The following is a 20,568-nucleotide window of genomic DNA, read 5'->3' as shown; positions in this document are numbered from 1 at the left end:
ATGATGAATAATGCACTTTCGGACATTTTTCACAATCAAACCTCACGTACCCGTGAACGGTTAAGCTTTTGTGAAGCCAACATTAAAGATCTTAATGAATGGGTCACTACCCTTTCTATTATGCAATTGGGTGATACTTCAAAAGCGCTATTTACCGCAATTTTGGAGTTAAATGAATTAAATTGCAGTGAAACGCTCCGCTTTGACTTAATTCAAACGCTTCACCCAACTATTAATAATGTTTTGGCAAGCTTAGAAAAAAACTTCTTTAACCAAGGGGTGATTAGTACCGACCGTAACGAGCATATTATTGAGTTGGCAATGCTGCTGCGTTGTTATTTTGCCAGCATTTATTTAAATATTGCACAGACCAGCCACGAGCAGCTACAAAGACAAAAGTTCTCTTTATTTTCTTTTAAACAAAAGAAAAACTTACAAACCGCGCGTATTTTGGCGACATTCCATGCATTGCAGCAACTCACCAACCTTTTATACCAACAGCATATGCTCTACAGCGAACCTGTAAAAGGTCAATGGTTAATTGCTCACCAGCTTTATGAAACAGCCGTTCAGTATAAATATCATTTAACCAATATTAATCATATTCAAGGTGTACAGCACCCTTTAGCAAATATTACACAGGCATATGCTCAGCTGATTTTATTAGATATTTTTAATACCAATCAGATTCGTCAATCAGAAATTCAAGCTTTGTTTCAATGTAGTTTTGACTGGGCACGCATGATTCAAATCTTGCCTAAAGACTCTGCTTTAACTAAATATGTAGTCGATCCGACTAAAGACCATCCGCCTGTATATAACAAAAAGCAAAGCTCAAATTTCAACCCAAGCATTTTCATTAGTACACAAGCCTTGCTTGAGCATGTGACTGCCACCATGCATAAAAATGCTCAATACATGTCTAAAAATGAAAAGATTTATTTGAGTCCAGCACTAAAATTCCACGTTCAAACCATTTTGGGTACCACAGCACAGCGCCGTCATGAACGTTATGAATACAATGCTGCATTGCAAATCTGTTTTGGCTTAAGTACTGCTCATTTTTATTTATCTAAAGCAAAAAACTTTGAAGAAACGCTACAGCTTAACAATAACTATAATCTACAAAGTGAATCGAAAGTCTTATCAAACTTAGAAAAAAAAGAGCAACAGACCAGCTCGTATCAGCGCTTGAGTCGTGAGAGCAAGACGATTTACCAAACTACAGTGCTTGATATTAGTGTTAATGGCTACCGTATTAAATGGTCTGGTGAAGCCCCTAAAAATTTAAGAACTGGCGAATATATTTTAGTCAAAGAAACGCTGCATGGTCAGTGGCGTGGCGGTGTGATTCGCTGGATTAAACAATCGACTGAAAAAAGTCTGGAGCTGGGTTTAGAAATTCTTTCACAAGCCATGTTCCCTTGTGCCGTACATATTCAGGCCGAGCGCCATACTCGTAATTACCACCCTGCACTATTACTACAAACTCAAAACCTAGAAGAAATACAAAACACGCTTATTTTACCGGGGTCTCAAATTTTTAGAGAGCAACAAACAATTCATTTACGATTGGGGACAGAAGAAATCAAAGTGTATCTACTCAAAGCACAACTCATTACTCAAAGTTTTATTCAATTTCAATTTGAACTTTTGAATGAGCAACAACAACATCTGCTTGATCAGTTCATGCTGAAAAAGAATAGTAACGCGAATAACCAAGATTTATGGGAAGCATTAAAGTGAGAAACTCTTTACTATCTAAAAAGTTAAAACGTACTGAAATACGTTTACTCATTATTGATGATAACCAGTTACGTTATAACCAAATTTTAACTTTATTATCGGGGAATGATTATCAAGTTAATGCCTTATTACTTGATGATTTAAAAAGTTTTGAAAAGCAGTTAAATACATCGTGGGATGTCATTATTTTTGGTCGTGCGTATGATTTGAAAATTGAACAAACTCTCTCCCTTGTTCAAGCCTCAGAACAGCCACAGCTTCCAATTTTACTTTTACAACCAGATGACTACCAATCATCGCAATATCAAAACTATATTCAAAAAGGTATTTATGATGTAGTTCCATTAGAACCTTTGGACTATTTCTATATTACGCTTGTTCGAGCGCTGTCATATAGCCGCCTTTTACAGAAAGAACAGCGCCTTTTGGCTGAGCTTGATACCATTCATACACATACGCAAACACTGGTCGATAGCAGCCATAAAGCGGTCGCTATTTTTCAAGAAGGTATACATATTAAGGCAAATACCGAATATTTGAATCTTTTTGGTTTCCAGCAAGAAGAAGATATTATTGGTTTGCCGATTTTAGATGTCTTACAACCTAACGATTTAAATATTTTTAAACAACGTTTTAAGAAAATTTCTTTAGGCCAGTTTGATCAAGCACGTTTCGAAATTCAAAGTCAGCATCAAGCTATTTCTGGTAATAATGCTTTAAAACTGGAATTTATTCCGAGCCAAGAAGAAGATGCTGTACAACTGACCATCGACTATCAAGTTGATTTAAAAACACCAGCAAATACAGCGCTAACCGAGAAAACGGCTGGATTAAGTGCAGCTTGGCCACAGATTAATCGTCATTTATCGACCCACCCTGCCCAAGCAAATGCTCTGGTTCTATTTAGACTTGCACAGTGTCCAGAACGACTTTTTCAACAAGGTTGGCAAACTTTAGGACTTTATTTCAATCAGCTACATGGTTTTTTAAAAGACCATGCTCAGATGCCGATTTTCCAAGTCGACTTGGGCAGTTATGTCGGGATTTTACAAGCTGAAAATAGTACGGTTTTAAATTCTCAGTTGACGAGTTTACAAACTTTGCAGAAAGAACACTTGTTAAAAGTGAATGAGCAAAACTTTTCGGTACAGTTAAAACTTGGCTATGCTCCGCTTAACCAACCATTAACTGAAACTACATTTAGCTCATTACTTAATGAAGCTGAAAAGCAGAACCTACCTCAAGTTACTCCTCAGCTTGAAATAACACCTATTGTAGAAAAACCAGTTTCGCCGAGCATTGAAGCTATTCCTCTTGATTTAACGATTGAGCACTTTGAGATGACTTCACAGTCTTCTTTGCTACAGCAGTTGAAACAAAAATTAGCTAAAGGTGAGATACATCTTAAGTATCAGCAAATTTACGATAAACATGATGAAGAAACTCATAACTATGAAGTGACGAGTGGCTTTATTGCAGATGAACAATGGCATGATTTAAATGACTTAGCTGAATTAAAAGAAGATGCTGAACTATCAATTCAACTAGATCGCTGGATATTAGTAGAAGCCTGTAAACAGCTTCATAATTTCATTGCTCAGTATCCTAAAGCAAGGCTCATTATTAACCTTAATATTGATATTTTGCTGAAAGATAAAACCTTCCCTGAGCTGATTTCCAAACTGCTTACTATCATTGGTAGTAAACTTGAATGTCCTTTGATTTTGCAATTTTCGGAACAAGCTCTTCAGCACTACCTTCCAACAGTTCAACCGCTGATTGGTCGTTTACGTCAACATGGTGCAGAAGTTTCAATCCGAGACTTTGCTTCTTCTATGTATAGCGATTCAATTTTACAGCAGCTTGATATCCAGCTTGTAAAACTGCAGTCTAGCAAAACTGATCTATTAAGCTCAGACCAAGGACTCAATAGCTTGCAAGAAAAAATATTGAACTATTTGACTGTAAAACCAATTGGAATTTTATTAGCTAACTTAAATGACATGAATCTGTTTGCTAATGCATGGAATGTGGAAGCACGTTTCTTACAAGGTGATTATTTTCAGAAAAAGCTTGATCGCTTAACAGATGTGCAAGACCAATAATGGTCTTGTACGCTAAAAACAAAAAACGGGCATAAGCCCGTTTTTTGTTTCGTTTTGAAGTATTAACGCTTGATAGAGCGAGACATACCAGCAAAACGTTGTTTGAATTTGTCGATACGACCACCAGTGTCTACATTCTTTTGTTTACCAGTGTAGAAAGGGTGGCAAGCTGAACATACGTCAAGGTAAATAGTTTCTTTACCTAAAGCAGAACGAGTTTCGATTACGTTACCGCATGAGCAAGTTGCAACTAATTTTTCATATTTTGGGTGAATATCGGCGCGCATCGTCGATTACTCCTAATTGAAGAAAGGCTTAAGCTGTCATCGCAATTGATCACTCTCAATTAAATTGAGGAAAGCTTTTACAAGCAGATCAACACCACAACAGACCATTCTTTTGGCCCACCGAAACCTCTAGGGTTAGAGCTAAGCACAACAAGTGGACAGTATTATACGCCATATAATTTTTTTTTGCGAATTAATCTTGGGATTTAGCCCAGTAATTTGCGATTACTCCACACACCATTAACTGTATTTGGTGAAATATCATAATTGGCAATACAATCATTCCTAAAGGCTGACCAATAAATAAGATTTGTGCCATTGGTACACCACTTGCCAAGGTCTTTTTTGAACCGCAAAAGAAAACAGTAATCTGATCGGCACGACTAAAACCAAAAGCACGCGGTAAATACAGGGCAAGCAACATAATAATAGTCAGTAATACAGAGCAAGCCAGCGCCAAAAGAAGTAAAGTTTTCCAGTTTACTTGATGCCAAAGTCCAGCAACCACCGCCCCACTAAATGCACCATACACCACCATCAAAATTGAGCCTTGATCGAACGCTTTTACAATACTTGGTACTTTTGCCATATATGGAAAAATATAAGGACGAAGCAATTGCCCTAAAACAAATGGTACCAATAACAACAGCGTAATTTCTACAATAGATGATGTTGGATCAAAGCCATGCTGACTTTGTCCTAAAATAAAGAAACTCACTAAAACTGGTGTAATGAACATGCCAACCAAGTTTGAAAAAGATGCACTACATACCGCCCCTGCTACATTTCCTTTTGCCACTGAAGTAAATGCAATAGAGGACTGAACAGTAGAGGGCAAGAAGCACATAAACAAAAAGCCCCAATAGAGCTGCTGTCCTAATAAGGGCAAAAGAATAGGTTTAGCCAATAAACCAAGGGCAGGAAAAATAAAGAACGTAATTGCAAATACCAGCAAGTGCATTTTCCAATGCAAAATACCTTCAATGACTGCCTCACGAGATAACTTAGCACCGTGCAGGAAAAATAAAATTGCAATCGCGACTGTAGTTAGTGTATTGAAATACTGCGCAGCTTGACCACTGACTGGAAAAAATGTTGCTAGTAACACCATACCAACTAACAAAATTGTAAATCGATCAAGTGCCAAGAACTTCAGCATGTTCACATCCTATGATTATTTTAGACAAATAAAAACCCAGTTGATAAATTGACCATTTGGTCAAGCCTTCATCATACTGGGCTATAAAAATAAAGCTAGGCTTTTAAGACCTAAATCTTAAAGCGCCTGAGTCAATTACTTAATTATTTCTAGCGTTTGCATCTTGCTGAATGAGTTCGATTTTGTAGCCATCTGGATCTTCAACAAAAGCAATCACCGTTACACCACCCTTCATTGGGCCTGCTTCACGCACAACTTTACCACCACGTGCTTTAATTTCTTCACATGCTTTGTAAGCGTCTTCGACACCAATTGCGATGTGACCATAGGCATTGCCTAAATCATAACTTGAGGTATCCCAGTTATGCGTAAGTTCAAGCACGGTATTATTTTCTTCATCGCCATAACCAACAAATGCTAGTGTAAAACGACCTTCTTCATAATCACGTTTACGAAGTAACTTCATCCCTAATACTTCGGTATAGAACTTTAAAGATTGTTCTAAATTGCCTACTCGCAACATTGTATGAAGCATTCGCATGTTTATTCACCTGCCTTTTCTGTTTCATGTGTTTGATGATCTTTGAGTAGTTTTCCAACCCAAACCACTAAAATTAAGATTGGAATCCCGATCAATGTGGTCATCAAAAAGAAGTTTGGATACCCAATATTACTCACTATGGTACCTGAATATCCACCTAAAAGTTTTGGTGTAAGGGTCATGAGTGAACTAAAGATCGCATATTGAACAGCGGTAAATGACACACTGGTTAGGCTCGAAAGGAATGCAATAAATGCTGCACCCGCGAGGCCCGAAGCCATATTATCCACAACAATTGCAAAGTAGAGCCACAGCGAACTATAAGGCTTAATGACTTTACCGCTAATCTCGACCTCTTTACCTGACTGAGTATCAATATATGGTAAAGGGTCAATATTTACATCTAATTCAGCTTTGGGTAGAGAATTTGAAGCAACATTATAATGATGGGAAACTGATAATACTTTTTGGTTTCCTTCGACAACTGACGCAGTAATTTGTTTGCTTGGTGATGACAGTAATTTCTGCATATCAATTGCAGCGTTAAATACACCTTTTTGATCTGTCATTTTTGCATCAAAATTCTGTCCATCCAGATTCAACACAATCTTTTGGTTAGGCGATAAAGCTTTACCAAAATACTGACCACGAACAACCACACTGCCTTCAGAAGATTTAGCAGTGATTTGGTCACTTCCCATTAAAGGTAAAATCTGTAGGGGTACATGTTCAGCATGCGTTGTTACTAAAGGTTGAACTCGGACTATGGTCTCTGCTTGTTGACCTTGCAAAGCATAGCCAGCTTTTACATCAACTTGTTTTGTTCCATCAAAATTGGAACTCGGGACTTTAATCTTCCAATAACCGACTTCATCCGGCTGAGCTTTATAATGTTTGTCTCCCACTTGAACATCTACCATATCAAGGGGTTTGCCAGATTTCACTAAACCAATGAAAATGAGGTTAGTAGAGCTTGCCAATACAGCACCAACAAACATCAGTTTCATGATGTTCATACGCTGTGCTAATAAGCCTCCTAAGAAGCCTCCAACCAAGCTAAAGATCACACCATAAACTTTTACAGCTTCAGCAATTTGTTCTTTGCTAAAGTTTAGATCTTGATAAAAGACATTTGAGATCACACCGGCAATGATGTCTGAAATACGGAAGAAACCAATCAAAAATAGAAGCACTAACGCGAGTTTGACACCATAACGTTTAAAGAAATCCAGAATTGGAGCAATCCAAGTTTCTTTTGCCATTTGCTGGTTGACCACCCCCATCTTAACTAGCACATAACCAACTAAAATGGCAGAACCTGTTGCTGTTAAGAATCTTAAAGCCTCTAAACCAAATAAAGCTGCACTATCTTGAATATTGCCAGCTTTGGAAATTGCCTCGGTAATTTGACCTGAGTAAATATAAGTTATGACAAACGAAATGACCGCTATAAAGAAGACTAAAACCAGACGGTAATAATCAGTAGTTTTATAGTTTTTATATACGCGATTAACCTTAGGTTCACGGACAAGCAAGGTTGTAACAATACCGACCAACATGACTACTGCCATGGTTAAATAGGTCGTTTTCCACGCCTCGTAAATATAGTTGCCTTTAGCTGTTCCTAAATGTGCTGCTAAAAATAATGCACCAGCCCCAGCTACAATCATACCAATACGGTAGCCAGCATTATAAGTCGACGCCAACACCGTCTGCATTTCAGTTTCAGCTAATTCGATACGATAAGCATCAATTACGATATCTTGCGTTGCTGCCGAGAAGCCAAGTAATACTGCACCGGCTGCCATTTGAACCAAATAGCTATGGCCTAAAGCTGGGTCGGCAAAAGCCATGGTGCAAATCGCAAGCACAATTAAACACTGAGCAATAAGCAGCCAAGCACGTCTTCGACCTAAAGCCTTGGTCAAGACCGGTACTGGCAATTCATCAATGAGAGGTGCCCAAACAAACTTAAAGGAATATCCCAAAGCTGCCCAACTGAAAAAAGTGACTGCGCTTTTATCAATGCCCGCTTCACCTAGCCATAAAGAAAGACTAGAGAAAATTAGTAAAATAGGTATTCCGGCAGAAAAACCCAGAAATAGCATAATTAATGCACGACGGTCTAAAAATGCTTTAAACGCCGAGACCCAACCAGAGGTTTGTGTGGTCATTCGTTTTTTATTTTCCATAAATTATAAATGCGTCTATTCAATCGCTTCTTACAATTGCTTTCAAGATTCTTTCTGCAATCAAGTTTTGTTTTGGTGATAAAAGCAGCAAGTTTGCTTGATATTTTATGCTAAACCTGTATACCTTTAATCTTCAACCTTCGTTTTCTTTTGCTGGATATCAACAGTGACACAAAAACTTGATCAAGTGACAACTTCAACTTTATCACTCGCTAAAACAAACACCACAAACGTCACAATAAATGCATTTCCTTCAGCTTTTGAGCAACCTGATATAAAAATGACTTTGGATAAAACAGCCTTAAAACCCGAGCAACTTACACATATTCCAGATTTTGAAAATATTCCAGCCTCAACAAAACGTATAAAACCGCTTAATAACTTTTTAGGACAAGATCGTGCCAAAGCTTCTGTAGAAGCCGGCATTTCTTTACCCTACTCTGGTTATAACATTTTTGCAGTAGGAACGGCAGGTTTGGGTAAACGCACCATGATTAAGCGTTTACTCCAACAACATGCGAAAACAATGCCTACTCCAGATGATTGGGTATATGTTTATAACTTTAAGCAAGCGCGTCAGCCAATTGCGCTACGCTTCCCTGCTGGGCAAGGAACCAAGTTTCAACATACTCTTCATCAAACTTGGCAAATTATTTTAAAACAGCTTGAACGCCGCTTTAGTGCCGAGACTTATCATAACCGTATTGAGCGAATTCGTCAGGAAACTGGAGATGAGCAGCAAGAAGCGCTTGTTGAGTTAACAAAAGAAGGCGAAGAGCTCGATTTAAAATTAATTTCTCGAAATGAGAAGCATGGTTTTGTGCCTGTCCAAGTAAAAAATGATCAGGTTCAAGAACTGACCCAAGCAGAAATTGATGCTTTAAATAGTAAACAGCGTGCTGAAATCGCGGCGAATATTCGCTATATGGATAAAAAGCTTGAGCGTCTTGGTTTGCATTTAGGCGATTTAGAAGACGATGCACGAGACAAAGTCTCTGTTTTAAATCGAGACATCGCGACTCAAGTGGTCATGCCACGAATAGATTTAATTTTAAATAAGTATGGTCAAGTTAAAGGGCTTGAAGATTATTTAAAACAATATGCACAAGATGTAATTGACAATGTTGAGCTCATTTTAGAGCAAGAAGAAGATGACTTTGCTCCTGCTATGTTCAATCGTGTACCAGCACGTTATCAAGCAAATGTAATTGTTTCAAATAAACCAAACAGCGGTGCACCGGTTATTTTTGAAGATTTCCCAACTCACTACAACTTGCTTGGTCATGTAGAACAGCTTACGCACAACGGTACAATTACCACAGATTTCACACTCATTCGCCCAGGTGCTCTACATCAAGCGAATGGTGGTTTTTTAATGCTTGAAGCCGAGCAATTACTCGAACAGCCTTATGCATGGCAGGGTTTAAAGCGTGCTTTAAAATCAGGCCAGCTCAAGCTTTCTTCTCTTGAACACATGTTGACGTTAACAGGCTCTATCTCGATAGAACCTGCTGCAGTTCCACTTGATATTAAAGTGGTTCTTATGGCAGAACCTGAGATTTATTATGAAATCTTAGAAGTAGAACCAGAGCTTGGTAGTGTATTTAAAATTCGTGCAGATTTTACCGATACATTACAACGTAATGACGAAAATGAACAAGCTTACATGCAGCTAATTGCTGACTATGTACAAGCAGATAAACTACTTCCATTTGATCGTAGTGCTTTAGCAGCTTTACTTACCGACTCAAGCCGTCAGGCGGAAGACCAAAGTTCACTATCATTACATGCTTCAACTTTGGGTGATCTCATTCGCGAAGCACATCATCATGCATTTAAAGCCAATGAAAAGATTGTAACTGACCAACACATTAATCTTGCATTACAACATAGACAATATCGCTTAGGCTATTTAAGAGAACTTTACTGGCAGGATCTATCGCGTGGAACTCAGTTAATCGAAACTTCGGGCCACCGTTTAGGTCAAATCAATGCCCTCTCCGTTATTCACTATGCAGATGTTGAGTTTGGTTTACCTTCACGTTTGACTGCCTCAGTTTATCAAGGTGGCGGTGATATTCTTGATATTGAACGTAGTGTAGAACTTGGTGGTTCACTCCATGCCAAAGGCGTGTTGCTCATGTCTAGCTTCTTGAAAGCTCACTTCGGCCGTGAACAGATTTTACACTTCTCTGCTGCGCTTGCATTTGAACAAAGCTATGGGCAAGTCGACGGTGACAGTGCAACGGTTGCCGAGCTTTCTGCACTAATTTCTGCAATTAGCCAAATACCAATTGATCAATCATGGGCAATTACCGGTTCTATGAATCAGTTAGGCCAAGTTCAACCAATTGGTGGTGTAAATGCAAAAATTGAAGGCTTCTATGATGCTTGTAAATTACAAGGTTTAACTGGCAAACAGGGTGTCATTATCCCACGTCAAAACATGCAACATTTGATGTTACGCCAAGATGTAATTGATGCAGTAAAAGTTGGTCAGTTCCATATTCATGCGATTGATACGATTGACCAAGCACTTGAAATTTTAATGGCTCGTCCAGTCGGTACACTCGATAAAAAAGGCAAGTACAGTAAGCACTCTATTTATGCGGCTGTAATGGAACAACTTGAATATTGGCAAGCCATTGAAGATGGTGCAGAAATTGAAGAGGAACCAAAGAAGAAAAAGAAAAACAAGAAAAAAATCAAAAAGCATGAAGAGCTCACAGCTGATGATCTTCCACAAGAGACTCAAGAAGAAGTTGCGACTCTGAAGCAGAAATAGCACTAAGTAAAAAAGGGCTTGTAATCACAAGCCCTTTTTTATGAATAAGGTAAAATTAGCGAACAATTTGCATGGCCCTTCCGCCAGCCAATTGACTAAAATACTGTTTAAGCGCTTCAACACAACGCTGAATCTTCATTGGCTGTTGATCGTGTTTGGCGATCTCTGCATATAAAGTGAAAGCCGGGAGTTTCCAATCTGGAAGAATTTCAATTAAAGAACCAGCCTTCAACTCTTTTTGAGCATCTAAATATAAAATTCTAGCAATACCATGTCCTTGCTGACATAAGGCTTTAGCAACTTGCAAATTATTACTTTGCAAACGGCTTACCATCTCAATATTTAATTTTTCACCTGTTTTAGCATGCTGGAAGTTAAAAGTGCGTGATTCGTTCATTGCATTGATAGAAAGCAACTCATGGTTGTTTAAATCGTTGGGATGCAAAATCGGGCTTGATTGATTGAGATAGCTGGGAGAGGCTACCAAAATCTGATCGACAAAAGCCATAGGAACTACAGAACTACTCTCTTCTACTGGCTTAGAGCTCATACGTACTGCAATATCAATTCGCTCTTCAATTAAGTCGATATAACGATGCCCCACTTCAAAATGAACAGATAAACCGCGATGGGCAGACATCCAATGAGATAAAGCAGGAATAATGTGCTGAACTGCTAAGTCTGGGGTTGTTGCAATACGCAAATCACCAATCAAGTCATCTCGCAATTCATTGATTCTGATTTTGCCTCTTTCTGCTGCTGCCAACATTTCTTGGCAACTTGAGAAAAAAGCCTGTCCAGCCTCTGTCAAACTAAGTTTTCGAGTAGAACGGTGTAATAAAATTACATCCATTTCATTTTCAAGAGAACGTATTTGCTGACTGACAGCACTTGTTGTAATGCCTAATTCACGTGCCGCACCACTAAATGAACTTTTTTCAACCACACAAGCAAAAACACCCATCGCACGAAGCTGATCTAACATAGGTTTCCTCAAATCTAATTCTAAATTTATAAAAAATGCTTATTGTTGTAATGAAAGCAACCAATTACATTATACGAGGAAACCTATATTTATTGCATTAGCTAATTTGGTAAAAGATTTGCCGGATTGATTGGTTTACCGTCAAGGCGAATTTGGAACTCAAGCATGACACGAGAAGCCCCTGAAGATCCCATTTCAGCAATCTTTTGGCCTGCGGTTACATTGTCTCCACTCTTCACCATCATCTTGCTATTGTGGGCATACGCACTGATATAGCCATCAATATGTTTGATTAAAACGAGATTACCGTATTCTTTTAAACCATCGGCTGCGTATACAACTTGACCGTCAGCTGCCGCATAAATAGGATCACCTTGGTTACCACCGTAACGAATTCCTTTGACATTATTCGCCAAATTAAATCCTTGGATAACCGGACCATTATTTGGTTTCACCCAACGCAAGCTTGAACTTGGAATTGAAGCCCCTACGCTAGTATTGGTTGTTGGTGCAACTGTTCTTGGCGGCGGTGTAGTAACCGTTGTTGTTGGCGGAGTTGTGGTTGTCGGTAATGCAATTGTTTGGCGCTTAATTGGCTCTTGTTGCGCCATGACTTGTGTCGACACGGTTTTTGGTGAAGAAGATTTTTTCAATCGTAATGATTGATTAACATAAATACGATATGGCGGAGCAATATCATTCATCTCTGCAATACTGAGATAGTCCAAACCATAACGCATTGCAATGCCACTTAAAGTATCACCTGAACGAACGGTGTAATAGTTAGGAGCCATTGAATAGCGAGAACTATTATTAATTTGTGGTTTAGAAGCACATCCTGCCATTGCAACAGTAAAACCTACAGCTACAGACAACATCATAATTTTCATTATATTGTCTCTTTGAATATGCGATCTGCTTTGTTGCCCAGTTAAATGCATCGATCTCCCTCACTAAATGCTACAAATCATTTCGGCTAAGAGTACCAAAAAAGTAAGAGGAAACATGTTCCTCTTTTTCTATATTCACAAAGTTATAACATTCGGGCCAAATTATTGACCCAAGCTTGCCTGCAAATCCTCTAAAACCGCATAGTTTGTTGCATCCATCTGAATTGGGGTCACACTCACAAAACCGTTTGCAACCGCAAAAAAGTCAGATTGAATCTGGCTAGCAATACGCTGCGGGTCCGTAACTGCTTCACCTGCCAGACCAATCCAGTAGACCTGTCTTCCTCTTGGGTCGACATGACTTGTGATGGGTTTAGACTGAGCACGGCGTCCTTGATAGGTAATTTGTGTACCTTTCAACTGAGGTACATCCGGAATATTAATATTAAAAATATGTCGAGGTGGTAGCGCAGGTAAACCTTTGGCAATAAAGTCATGTACCCATTTGGCTGCTTGCGCATAATCATCTTTATGGTTGTATGAACGCACATCAGAACCCGCTAAAGAAACCGCAATTGCAGGCTGTTTCATTAAGCGTCCTTCAAATGCAGCGCCGACTGTTCCCGAATACAGAACATCATCACCTAAGTTTGCACCACTGTTGATTCCACTAACCACCAAGTCAAATTCGAAATCAAACAATCCATTCATAGATAAATAGACGCAATCGGCTGGCGTTCCATTTACAGCCCATACATCTTCAGCAATTTGAATAGGACGTAAAGGGCGATCTAACGTTAACGCGCTCGAAAATCCACTTCTTTCACTTTCTGGAGCAACTACTACAACACGGCCTAATGGTTTTAACGCTTCAGCTAAAGCCTGTATACCTGGTGCAAATACACCGTCATCATTCGCAATTAGAATATTCACAAAAAATCTTTCTCGACAAATAAACCCGAAGGTTTTCTCAATTGAATTATTTGTTGAATTATATATATTTATGCCTCCATAGCATTATAAAATTGTGAAAAAATGAAAACTTTCGCTCCTTTTTTTCAAGTATTGGGGATCAGTATCACATTGTGTACGCAAACGGTTTTTGCTGATGAGGGTATCTCGACACAAGAAGCTGATAGCTTAATTAAAGATGACATTGCATCTACTCAAGTTTTACAAGAAATTTGCCCTAGTTTTGTTGGCGCAAATAAAAATCTTGAAACGAATACTAAAAAGATTATTGCAATGTACCTTGGTGGTTATTCCAATAAGTCAATTACCTTTTCTGCCCTACAAAATGATGCAGAATACAAGACACTTTTAAGTGAAGCTCGCCAAGCGGCAAAAGAAATGGATCACCATGAGCAACACGAACTTTGTCAGGAAGTGGTAAATTACAAAGATTAAGCTTATTTGACTCAATACGCTTTTCTTTGAAGGGTTTTCTGTTTATGTAAAGCAGAAAACCTACATAACAATACATTTTTTCCATTTTTTTAGCGTTTAAATTGTTTAAGCTATCGGCATATTTCAAATTTTTGTTTCAGGTTATCCATGTTTATGAAAAAAAGCTTAGTTCAATCACTTTCTGTTGTTTTACTCATGACAATGGCAACAGTGGGTTATGCTGCTGACAAGAAAAAAACAGCTGAAAAGAAAACTGAAAATGAAAATGTTGTTGAAGTTACGCCGACCAAAGGGACTACACCCGAAGAATTAGCAGCAATTCAAGTACTTTCTGAAATTTGTCCAAGTTTAATTGGCAAAAAAGATGCTGAATTTGCCCAAGGTTATGAGCGCCTTGTGAAAGATTATTTACCAAATGAAGCAGACCCAGTTGCAGCTTTAGAAAAACGTAGCAAAGACAAAAGTTTCAAGAAAGTCTTAAAAGAAGCACGTAATGATGCAAAAGCTGCTGGTAACGAGCAAAACAAGTTAGTTTGTCAAGACGTAAAAGCTTATCAATCGCAAAACTAAATTAGTTAAAAACTCTCTAGTTACAATACTGTTTGAAAAAGCCGACTTCCCCCATAGAAGTCGGCTTTGCTTTGTCCTAAAATGCTAGGCTCTTCTGCTTCACACAAGATATTGGAATTACCTAGAATGACTCGAAAAAGCGCTATTGCTGCACTCCTCCTCTCACCAAGTTTTTCTTATGCAGCAACTGTCTTATCAGCTCCGCCAGAATTAAATAATAAGTCTTATGTATTAATGGATTACGAGACAGGACAGATTCTCGCTTCTAAAAATGAAAATGAAAAGCTTGCGCCTGCTTCTATGACTAAAATGATGACAAGCTACATCATTGAACAAAAACTATTAAAAGGTGAGCTTACCGAGAATGAAAAGGTTCGTATGAACGAATCTGCTTGGTGTAAAGGAAGCAGCGCTGAATCATGTATGTATGTACCATTAAATGGCACTGCAACAGTTTTAGAAATGCTTCGAGGTATTATCATTCAGTCTGGTAATGATGCGTCAAAAGCAATGGCTGAACATATTGCAGGAAATGAAGGTACTTTTGCTCACCTCATGAACCAGGAAGCAAAACGTATTGGTATGACAAATACCCAGTTTATGAACTCTACGGGCTTACCTGCAGAAGGTCATTATTCAACTGCAAAAGATATGGCTGTTCTAGCTCAACATATTATTAAAGACAGCTCAAGATACTATCCAATTTACTCTGAGAAAGAATTTACATTTAACGGTATCAAGCAAGGTAACCGTAATGCGTTACTTTATACCGACCCAAGTGTTGACGGTTTAAAAACAGGCCATACAGATGAAGCTGGTTACTGCTTAACAACTTCAAGTAAACGTGGCCCAATGCGCTTAATCTCAGTTATTTTTGGTACTGACAGCGTTAATGAACGTGCTAACCAAACACGCGCGTTGTTGTCTTGGGGCTTTGCGAACTTTGAAACTGCAAATGTTCAACCTGCAAACCAAGTTCTTGCAAAAGCTAAAGTATGGTTCGGTAAAGAAAATGAAGTTCAAATTGGTTTAGCAGAGAACTTCAATGTCACTATGCCTAAAGGCAAAGCAGGTGGTATAAAAACTCAATTGGTTGTTCAACCAAATTTAAATGCCCCTCTTCAAAAAGGCCAAGTGGTGGGTAAACTTGTTGCAAGTTTAGATGGCAAGGTCATTGCTGAAAAACCTCTTGTTGCATTAAAACCAGTTGAAGAAGCAGGCTTCTTTGCACGCATGATCGACCATATCAAACAATTCTTTAGTAACTTATTCTAATTTTAGAATAGTTCAATTAAGCACTCATGCTATTAGCTTGAGTGCTTTTTTATTTTATACTTCTATTAAATTTTATTTTGATGCTTCTCATGACAAAAAACATCCGTCCTTATTTAGATCATCATCCACAAATTGATCCAAGTTGTTACATTGATGAAATGTCCGTGGTTGTCGGTGATGTTAAATTGGCCGAAAATGTTTCGGTATGGCCTTTTGCAGTCATTCGCGGAGATGTAAATAGTATTCAAATTGGTAAAAATAGTAATGTACAAGACCATTGTATGTTACATGTCAGCCATAAAAATGATGCCAAGCCTAATGGTTCACCTCTTATTATTGGTGAAGATGTGACGGTGGGTCATCATGTGACTTTACATGGCTGTACAATTGGCAACCGCGTACTAGTCGGGATCAATACCGTCATTTTAGATGATGTCGTTATTGAAGATGATGTAATGATTGGTGCGGGAAGTTTAGTTCCACCTCGTAAAGTCTTAAAAAGTGGTTATCTCTACGTTGGAAGTCCAGTACAGCAAGTACGTCCTCTAACTGAAAAAGAATTGGCATTTTTACCTTACTCAGCAAGACATTATGTAAAAGTGCAAAATAACCATAAAGATAACCAAACCAATTAGTACATACTCAATTTTTCAAACGATAGAGCTTTTATAGTTCTCTATCGTTTGTAAGATCACCGTAGCCAAAAACCCCTAAATTTCGTATCATACGACTTTTAAATTCATGGTGCTTTTTTATGGCCGCATGGACTCCTCATGTCACTGTCGCTACAGTCGTAGAAAAAGATGGACGTTATCTTTTTGTCGAAGAACATAGCGAAGGTTTTGTACACACTGTGTTTAATCAACCTGCTGGTCATGTGGAATGTGGTGAAACGCTAATAGAAGCGGCTATTCGTGAAACACTTGAAGAAACGGGTCATCATGTTGATATAGATGCCTTACTTGGTATTTATACATATACCCCACCTATGTTTCCGGACCGTACTTACTATCGCTTCTGCTTTTTAGCACATGTCACTCATGTCGAAAGCGACCCAAAACTTGATACAGGTATTGTTTCTGCTGTCTGGATGACTCTAGATGAGCTTCAAGAATCTGCCCGCGCTCGTAGTCCTCTGGTCATTAAAGCGATTGAAGATGCCATAAAAGGTCTCCATTATCCTTTAGCTCTTATTTATGAGCACCCTTTCTCTCCCTCATTAACTTCTCATTTGGATGCCTAGTCCTATGCAACAACGTGTCATCGTCGGTATGTCTGGTGGCGTAGATTCATCTGTTTCTGCGGCACTCTTACTTCAACAGGGTTATCAAGTTGAAGGTCTCTTCATGAAAAACTGGGAGGAAGATGACGGCACGGAATACTGTACAGCAATGGAAGATTTAGCCGATGCTCAAGCAGTAGCAGATAAAATCGGTATTAAACTTCACACTGCAAACTTTGCGATGGAATATTGGGATCGTGTATTCGAACACTTCTTGGCTGAATATGCAGCTGGTCGTACCCCAAACCCAGACATCTTATGTAATAAAGAAATTAAGTTCCGCGCATTTTTAGACCATGCCATGACTTTAGGTGCTGACTTTATTGCAACAGGTCACTATGCTCGTCGTGCTGAAACTGCATATAACTCTAAAGGTGAAGCATATGCACCTTTATTACGTGGTTTAGATAATAATAAAGATCAAACTTATTTCTTGCATGCAGTGCATGGCCGTGAAATTAATAAAACGCTCTTCCCTGTTGGCGAAATTGAAAAACCGGAAGTTCGTAGAATTGCCGAAGAGCTGGACTTAGCAACTGCGAAGAAAAAAGATTCAACTGGTATATGTTTTATCGGTGAACGCCGTTTTAATGACTTCCTTAAACAATATTTACCCGCTCAACCAGGTAAAATTGTGCTGGATAATGGTAAAGAAGTTGGTGAACATCACGGTCTGATGTACTATACGCTCGGTCAGCGTGGTGGTATTGGTCTGGGCGGTATGAAAGGTGCAGCTGAAGGTGCATGGTTTGTACTTCATAAAGACGTTGCCAATAACCGTTTAGTTGTAGGCCAAGGACATGAACACCCACTGATGCAAAGTACACAGCTTTGGAGTGAGTCCATTGACTGGGTAGCAGGTGAACAACATATTCCAGCTGAAGGATTACGTTGTACCGCTAAAACACGCTACCGCCAGCCTGATCAGGCTTGCACAGTGTTTATTGATGAAAATAGTGAACACGGTATTCGTGTTGAGTTTGATGAACCTCAACGCGCAGTTACACCGGGTCAAAGTGTTGTATTTTATTCAGATGAAGTTTGCCTAGGCGGGGGTGTGATTCACCATACAAATGCCCCTACACCAAATTTTATTTAAGGGAATGAGTGGCATGGTGGAGTTACCCTTTCAACAATCACAAGCCTTGAATGTTCGCCAAAACCGTGCCCTTGCTTTAGCTGGGGTATTCCAAGCGACCCAGCTTACACATATGACTGCTATGACAGGTCAGCAAAGTATTGGTGAAAGTGGTAACTTCTATTTTGAGTTATTAATAAAGGCGAGTTTAAATATTCGCCCGACAACAAATAATAATAACGTTCAGACTTTAGATTTTTTTAATCAACTGGCTGATATTTCGTTAGGTCTTAAAACACTCGAAAATTGTATTACCCAGCCTTTTACCAATGCGCCTAAGTCTCGTTTACCTAAAATGCGTAGTGCAAAGCTTCCTATGTCTTACGCAATGTCACTTTTGCAATTAGAAAAGAAGGTCTATAGCAATCCTGAATATGTGGCGATTATTGAAAAAGCGCAGCAGAAGATTTTAAAACAGCTTTCTTTTTTCGATAATAACTATTTACACCCCAGCATTTTAGCCAATTTGGCACAAACCTATGTTGATACTGCCGGGCAAATTAATCCACGCATTCTTGTTCGTGGTAATGCTGAGGCATTTAAAGATACCAACCATACCAACCGTATTCGTGCTTGTCTGTTTACAGGGCTACAAATGGCTCATTTATGGCGACAACTCGGCGGTAGTTCATGGAATATGATTTTTAGCAAACGTAAATTGCTACAGGATATTCAAGCACTTGCTCGCTTACAGTACCAAGTTATCTAAGTCTGTAACGAGATTATTTTTGTTTTATGTTTATTCCAGCATTAAGGAATCGTTATGAACGCTTTAACCGCACTATCACCATTAGATGGACGTTATGCCAGCAAATGTGATGCGCTACGCCCTTTTCTTTCTGAGTTTGGTTTAATTCATGCTCGTGTCACTGTAGAAGTGCGTTGGTTACAAGCGCTTTCTAATCGTCCAGAAATTATTGAAGTTGCTCCTTTCTCAGCTGAAACAAATGCAGCTCTAGATGCAATCGTGAGCAACTTCTCTGAAGAAGATGCGAATCGCATTAAAGAAATTGAACGTACAACTAACCATGACGTAAAAGCAGTTGAATATTTCTTGAAAGAGAAAATTGCTGGTATTGCTGAATTACAAAATGCGGGTGAGTTCATTCACTTCGCTTGTACATCAGAAGACATCAATAACTTGTCTCATGCGCTTATGCTTAAAAACGGTCGTGAAGTTTTAGTATCAAGCATGAAGCAAATTTTAAATGCAATTTCTGCTTTAGCAACGACTCATGCTGAACAACCGATGTTGTCTCGTACACATGGTCAAACTGCTAGCCCAACAACTTTGGGTAAAGAAATGGCGAACGTTGCATATCGTTTAGCTCGCCAAATCAAGCAATTTGAAAATGTTGAGTTACTCGGCAAAATCAATGGTGCAGTAGGTAACTACAATGCTCACCTTTCTGCTTACCCAGATGTTGATTGGCCAGCGCACTCACAAGCTTTTGTTGAATCTTTAGGTTTAACATTTAACCCATACACAACTCAAATTGAGCCACATGACTACATGGCTGAATTATTTGATGCGTTACGTCGTTACAATACAATTTTGATCGACTTTAACCGTGACGTATGGGGTTATATCTCTTTAGGTTACTTCAAACAAAAACTTAAAGAAGGTGAAGTTGGTTCTTCAACTATGCCGCACAAAGTTAACCCGATTGACTTTGAAAACTCTGAAGGTAACTTAGGCATTGCAAATGCTGTGTTGGCTCACTTAGGCGAAAAATTACCAATTTCTCGCTGGCAGCGTGACTTAACTGACTCAACTGTACTTCGTAACATGGGTGTTGGTTTTGCTCAAAGCTTAATTGCTTTTGATGCTTGCTTAAAAGGTATTGGCAAACTTGAATTGAATGCAAACCGCTTGAATGAAGATCTTGACCAAGCTCAAGAAGTTCTTGCAGAGCCAATTCAAACAGTTATGCGTCGTTATAACGTTGAAAAACCATATGAGAAGTTAAAAGCTTTAACTCGTGGCCAAGCAATGACTCGCGACATGATGGTTGATTTCGTAAATGGTAATGAACTTGCTCAAGTACCAAGCGAAGAGCGTGCTCGTTTAGCTGAGCTTACACCTGCAACTTATACAGGTAATGCAGCTGAACAAGCAAAACAAATTAACGATTTAATTAGCAAAATCTAATTAAAAAAGTTGATAAAAGCGAAGCTTAGGCTTCGCTTTTTTATTACACTCATA

18 protein-coding genes are annotated in these 20,568 nt (G+C 38.8%); 11 read left to right on the top strand and 7 right to left on the bottom strand.

What is annotated here, in order from left to right:
- Window positions 1-1,746 carry a hypothetical protein gene (locus tag J671_RS07040; RefSeq protein ID WP_004707685.1) on the top strand — a complete coding sequence of 582 codons (1,746 nt, stop codon included), beginning with the start codon at window positions 1-3 and terminating at the stop codon, window positions 1,744-1,746.
- The gene (locus J671_RS07035; RefSeq protein WP_081404839.1) at window positions 1,743-3,851 is read left to right on the top strand and encodes an EAL domain-containing protein; all 2,109 of its coding nucleotides are present in this window, start codon (window positions 1,743-1,745) and stop codon (window positions 3,849-3,851) included. Before J671_RS07040 ends, J671_RS07035 begins: the two co-directional genes overlap by 4 nt.
- Before the next feature lie 62 nt (window positions 3,852-3,913).
- Here J671_RS07035 and rpmE read toward each other — a convergent pair whose 3' ends face one another.
- From rpmE to J671_RS07015, 4 genes are all read right to left on the bottom strand, one after another.
- Window positions 3,914-4,138 carry a 50S ribosomal protein L31 gene (gene rpmE / locus J671_RS07030; RefSeq protein WP_001200845.1) on the bottom strand — a complete coding sequence of 75 codons (225 nt, stop codon included), beginning with the start codon at window positions 4,136-4,138 and terminating at the stop codon, window positions 3,914-3,916.
- Between the two features lie 193 nt (window positions 4,139-4,331).
- Window positions 4,332-5,303, bottom strand: a complete 972-nt coding sequence (locus J671_RS07025) for a bile acid:sodium symporter family protein (RefSeq protein ID WP_086223797.1) — start codon at window positions 5,301-5,303, stop codon at window positions 4,332-4,334.
- A 133-nt stretch (window positions 5,304-5,436) separates the two neighbouring features.
- Window positions 5,437-5,838: a lactoylglutathione lyase gene (gene gloA, locus J671_RS07020; protein WP_002052709.1), complete on the bottom strand. Its 402-nt coding sequence runs from the start codon at window positions 5,836-5,838 to the stop codon at window positions 5,437-5,439.
- Between the two features lie 2 nt (window positions 5,839-5,840).
- On the bottom strand, window positions 5,841-8,030 hold the full coding sequence (locus J671_RS07015) for an AmpG family muropeptide MFS transporter (protein ID WP_081404833.1): 2,190 nt from the start codon (window positions 8,028-8,030) through the stop codon (window positions 5,841-5,843).
- A 166-nt stretch (window positions 8,031-8,196) separates the two neighbouring features.
- Between J671_RS07015 and J671_RS07010 the strand changes: the two genes are divergently transcribed.
- A complete protein-coding gene (locus J671_RS07010) occupies window positions 8,197-10,815 on the top strand; it encodes a Lon protease family protein (RefSeq protein ID WP_004707676.1) in 2,619 nt (872 codons plus the stop codon).
- A gap of 55 nt (window positions 10,816-10,870) precedes the next feature.
- Here the strand turns inward: J671_RS07010 and J671_RS07005 are convergent, their stop codons facing one another.
- From J671_RS07005 to surE, 3 genes are all read right to left on the bottom strand, one after another.
- Window positions 10,871-11,800, bottom strand: coding sequence for a LysR family transcriptional regulator (locus J671_RS07005; RefSeq protein ID WP_031981793.1), 930 nt, complete (start codon window positions 11,798-11,800; stop codon window positions 10,871-10,873).
- Between the two features lie 101 nt (window positions 11,801-11,901).
- Window positions 11,902-12,741: a peptidoglycan DD-metalloendopeptidase family protein gene (locus J671_RS07000; RefSeq protein ID WP_016804676.1), complete on the bottom strand. Its 840-nt coding sequence runs from the start codon at window positions 12,739-12,741 to the stop codon at window positions 11,902-11,904.
- 111 nt (window positions 12,742-12,852) lie between these two features.
- The gene (gene surE, locus J671_RS06995) at window positions 12,853-13,623 is read right to left on the bottom strand and encodes a 5'/3'-nucleotidase SurE (protein ID WP_002052561.1); all 771 of its coding nucleotides are present in this window, start codon (window positions 13,621-13,623) and stop codon (window positions 12,853-12,855) included.
- A 102-nt stretch (window positions 13,624-13,725) separates the two neighbouring features.
- Between surE and J671_RS06990 the strand changes: the two genes are divergently transcribed.
- The 8 genes from J671_RS06990 (at window position 13,726) to purB (ending at window position 20,514) form a co-directional block, all read left to right on the top strand.
- Complete coding sequence (locus J671_RS06990) at window positions 13,726-14,097, top strand: MCR_0457 family protein (RefSeq protein WP_004886002.1); 372 nt, start codon at window positions 13,726-13,728, stop codon at window positions 14,095-14,097.
- Window positions 14,098-14,244: 147 nt separating this feature from the next.
- Window positions 14,245-14,667, top strand: a complete 423-nt coding sequence (locus J671_RS06985; RefSeq protein ID WP_002052886.1) for an MCR_0457 family protein — start codon at window positions 14,245-14,247, stop codon at window positions 14,665-14,667.
- A 126-nt stretch (window positions 14,668-14,793) separates the two neighbouring features.
- The gene (gene dacC / locus J671_RS06980; protein ID WP_031981791.1) at window positions 14,794-15,942 is read left to right on the top strand and encodes a D-alanyl-D-alanine carboxypeptidase PBP5/6; all 1,149 of its coding nucleotides are present in this window, start codon (window positions 14,794-14,796) and stop codon (window positions 15,940-15,942) included.
- Between the two features lie 89 nt (window positions 15,943-16,031).
- Window positions 16,032-16,577, top strand: coding sequence for a gamma carbonic anhydrase family protein (locus tag J671_RS06975; RefSeq protein WP_004707665.1), 546 nt, complete (start codon window positions 16,032-16,034; stop codon window positions 16,575-16,577).
- Window positions 16,578-16,696: 119 nt separating this feature from the next.
- Window positions 16,697-17,185, top strand: a complete 489-nt coding sequence (locus tag J671_RS06970) for an NUDIX hydrolase (RefSeq protein WP_031981790.1) — start codon at window positions 16,697-16,699, stop codon at window positions 17,183-17,185.
- A gap of 4 nt (window positions 17,186-17,189) precedes the next feature.
- Window positions 17,190-18,323: a tRNA 2-thiouridine(34) synthase MnmA gene (gene mnmA, locus J671_RS06965; RefSeq protein ID WP_031981789.1), complete on the top strand. Its 1,134-nt coding sequence runs from the start codon at window positions 17,190-17,192 to the stop codon at window positions 18,321-18,323.
- Between the two features lie 13 nt (window positions 18,324-18,336).
- Window positions 18,337-19,071, top strand: a complete 735-nt coding sequence (gene hflD / locus J671_RS06960) for a high frequency lysogenization protein HflD (RefSeq protein WP_031981787.1) — start codon at window positions 18,337-18,339, stop codon at window positions 19,069-19,071.
- Window positions 19,072-19,125: 54 nt separating this feature from the next.
- Window positions 19,126-20,514, top strand: a complete 1,389-nt coding sequence (gene purB / locus J671_RS06955; protein ID WP_002052704.1) for an adenylosuccinate lyase — start codon at window positions 19,126-19,128, stop codon at window positions 20,512-20,514.
- The last annotated feature ends 54 nt before the right edge of the window (window positions 20,515-20,568 follow it).

The organism is Acinetobacter sp. 1130196, from assembly GCF_000588095.1.
In the GTDB taxonomy this organism is placed as follows: domain Bacteria; phylum Pseudomonadota; class Gammaproteobacteria; order Pseudomonadales; family Moraxellaceae; genus Acinetobacter; species Acinetobacter nosocomialis.
Note: the sequence above shows the minus strand (reverse complement) of the source record. Positions and strands in the feature narration are given on the sequence as shown.

Excerpts from the sequence above, each read along its gene's own strand:
- J671_RS07040 (WP_004707685.1), top strand. The coding sequence starts at position 1 with ATGATGAATAATGCACTTTCGGACATTTTTCACAATCAAACCTCACGT.
- rpmE (WP_001200845.1), bottom strand. The coding sequence starts at position 4,138 with ATGCGCGCCGATATTCACCCAAAATATGAAAAATTAGTTGCAACTTGC.
- gloA (WP_002052709.1), bottom strand. The coding sequence starts at position 5,838 with ATGCGAATGCTTCATACAATGTTGCGAGTAGGCAATTTAGAACAATCT.
- J671_RS07015 (WP_081404833.1), bottom strand. The coding sequence starts at position 8,030 with ATGGAAAATAAAAAACGAATGACCACACAAACCTCTGGTTGGGTCTCG.
- J671_RS07005 (WP_031981793.1), bottom strand. The coding sequence starts at position 11,800 with ATGTTAGATCAGCTTCGTGCGATGGGTGTTTTTGCTTGTGTGGTTGAA.
- J671_RS07000 (WP_016804676.1), bottom strand. The coding sequence starts at position 12,741 with ATGCATTTAACTGGGCAACAAAGCAGATCGCATATTCAAAGAGACAAT.
- J671_RS06990 (WP_004886002.1), top strand. The coding sequence starts at position 13,726 with ATGAAAACTTTCGCTCCTTTTTTTCAAGTATTGGGGATCAGTATCACA.
- J671_RS06985 (WP_002052886.1), top strand. The coding sequence starts at position 14,245 with ATGTTTATGAAAAAAAGCTTAGTTCAATCACTTTCTGTTGTTTTACTC.
- dacC (WP_031981791.1), top strand. The coding sequence starts at position 14,794 with ATGACTCGAAAAAGCGCTATTGCTGCACTCCTCCTCTCACCAAGTTTT.
- J671_RS06975 (WP_004707665.1), top strand. The coding sequence starts at position 16,032 with ATGACAAAAAACATCCGTCCTTATTTAGATCATCATCCACAAATTGAT.
- J671_RS06970 (WP_031981790.1), top strand. The coding sequence starts at position 16,697 with ATGGCCGCATGGACTCCTCATGTCACTGTCGCTACAGTCGTAGAAAAA.
- mnmA (WP_031981789.1), top strand. The coding sequence starts at position 17,190 with ATGCAACAACGTGTCATCGTCGGTATGTCTGGTGGCGTAGATTCATCT.
- hflD (WP_031981787.1), top strand. The coding sequence starts at position 18,337 with ATGGTGGAGTTACCCTTTCAACAATCACAAGCCTTGAATGTTCGCCAA.
- purB (WP_002052704.1), top strand. The coding sequence starts at position 19,126 with ATGAACGCTTTAACCGCACTATCACCATTAGATGGACGTTATGCCAGC.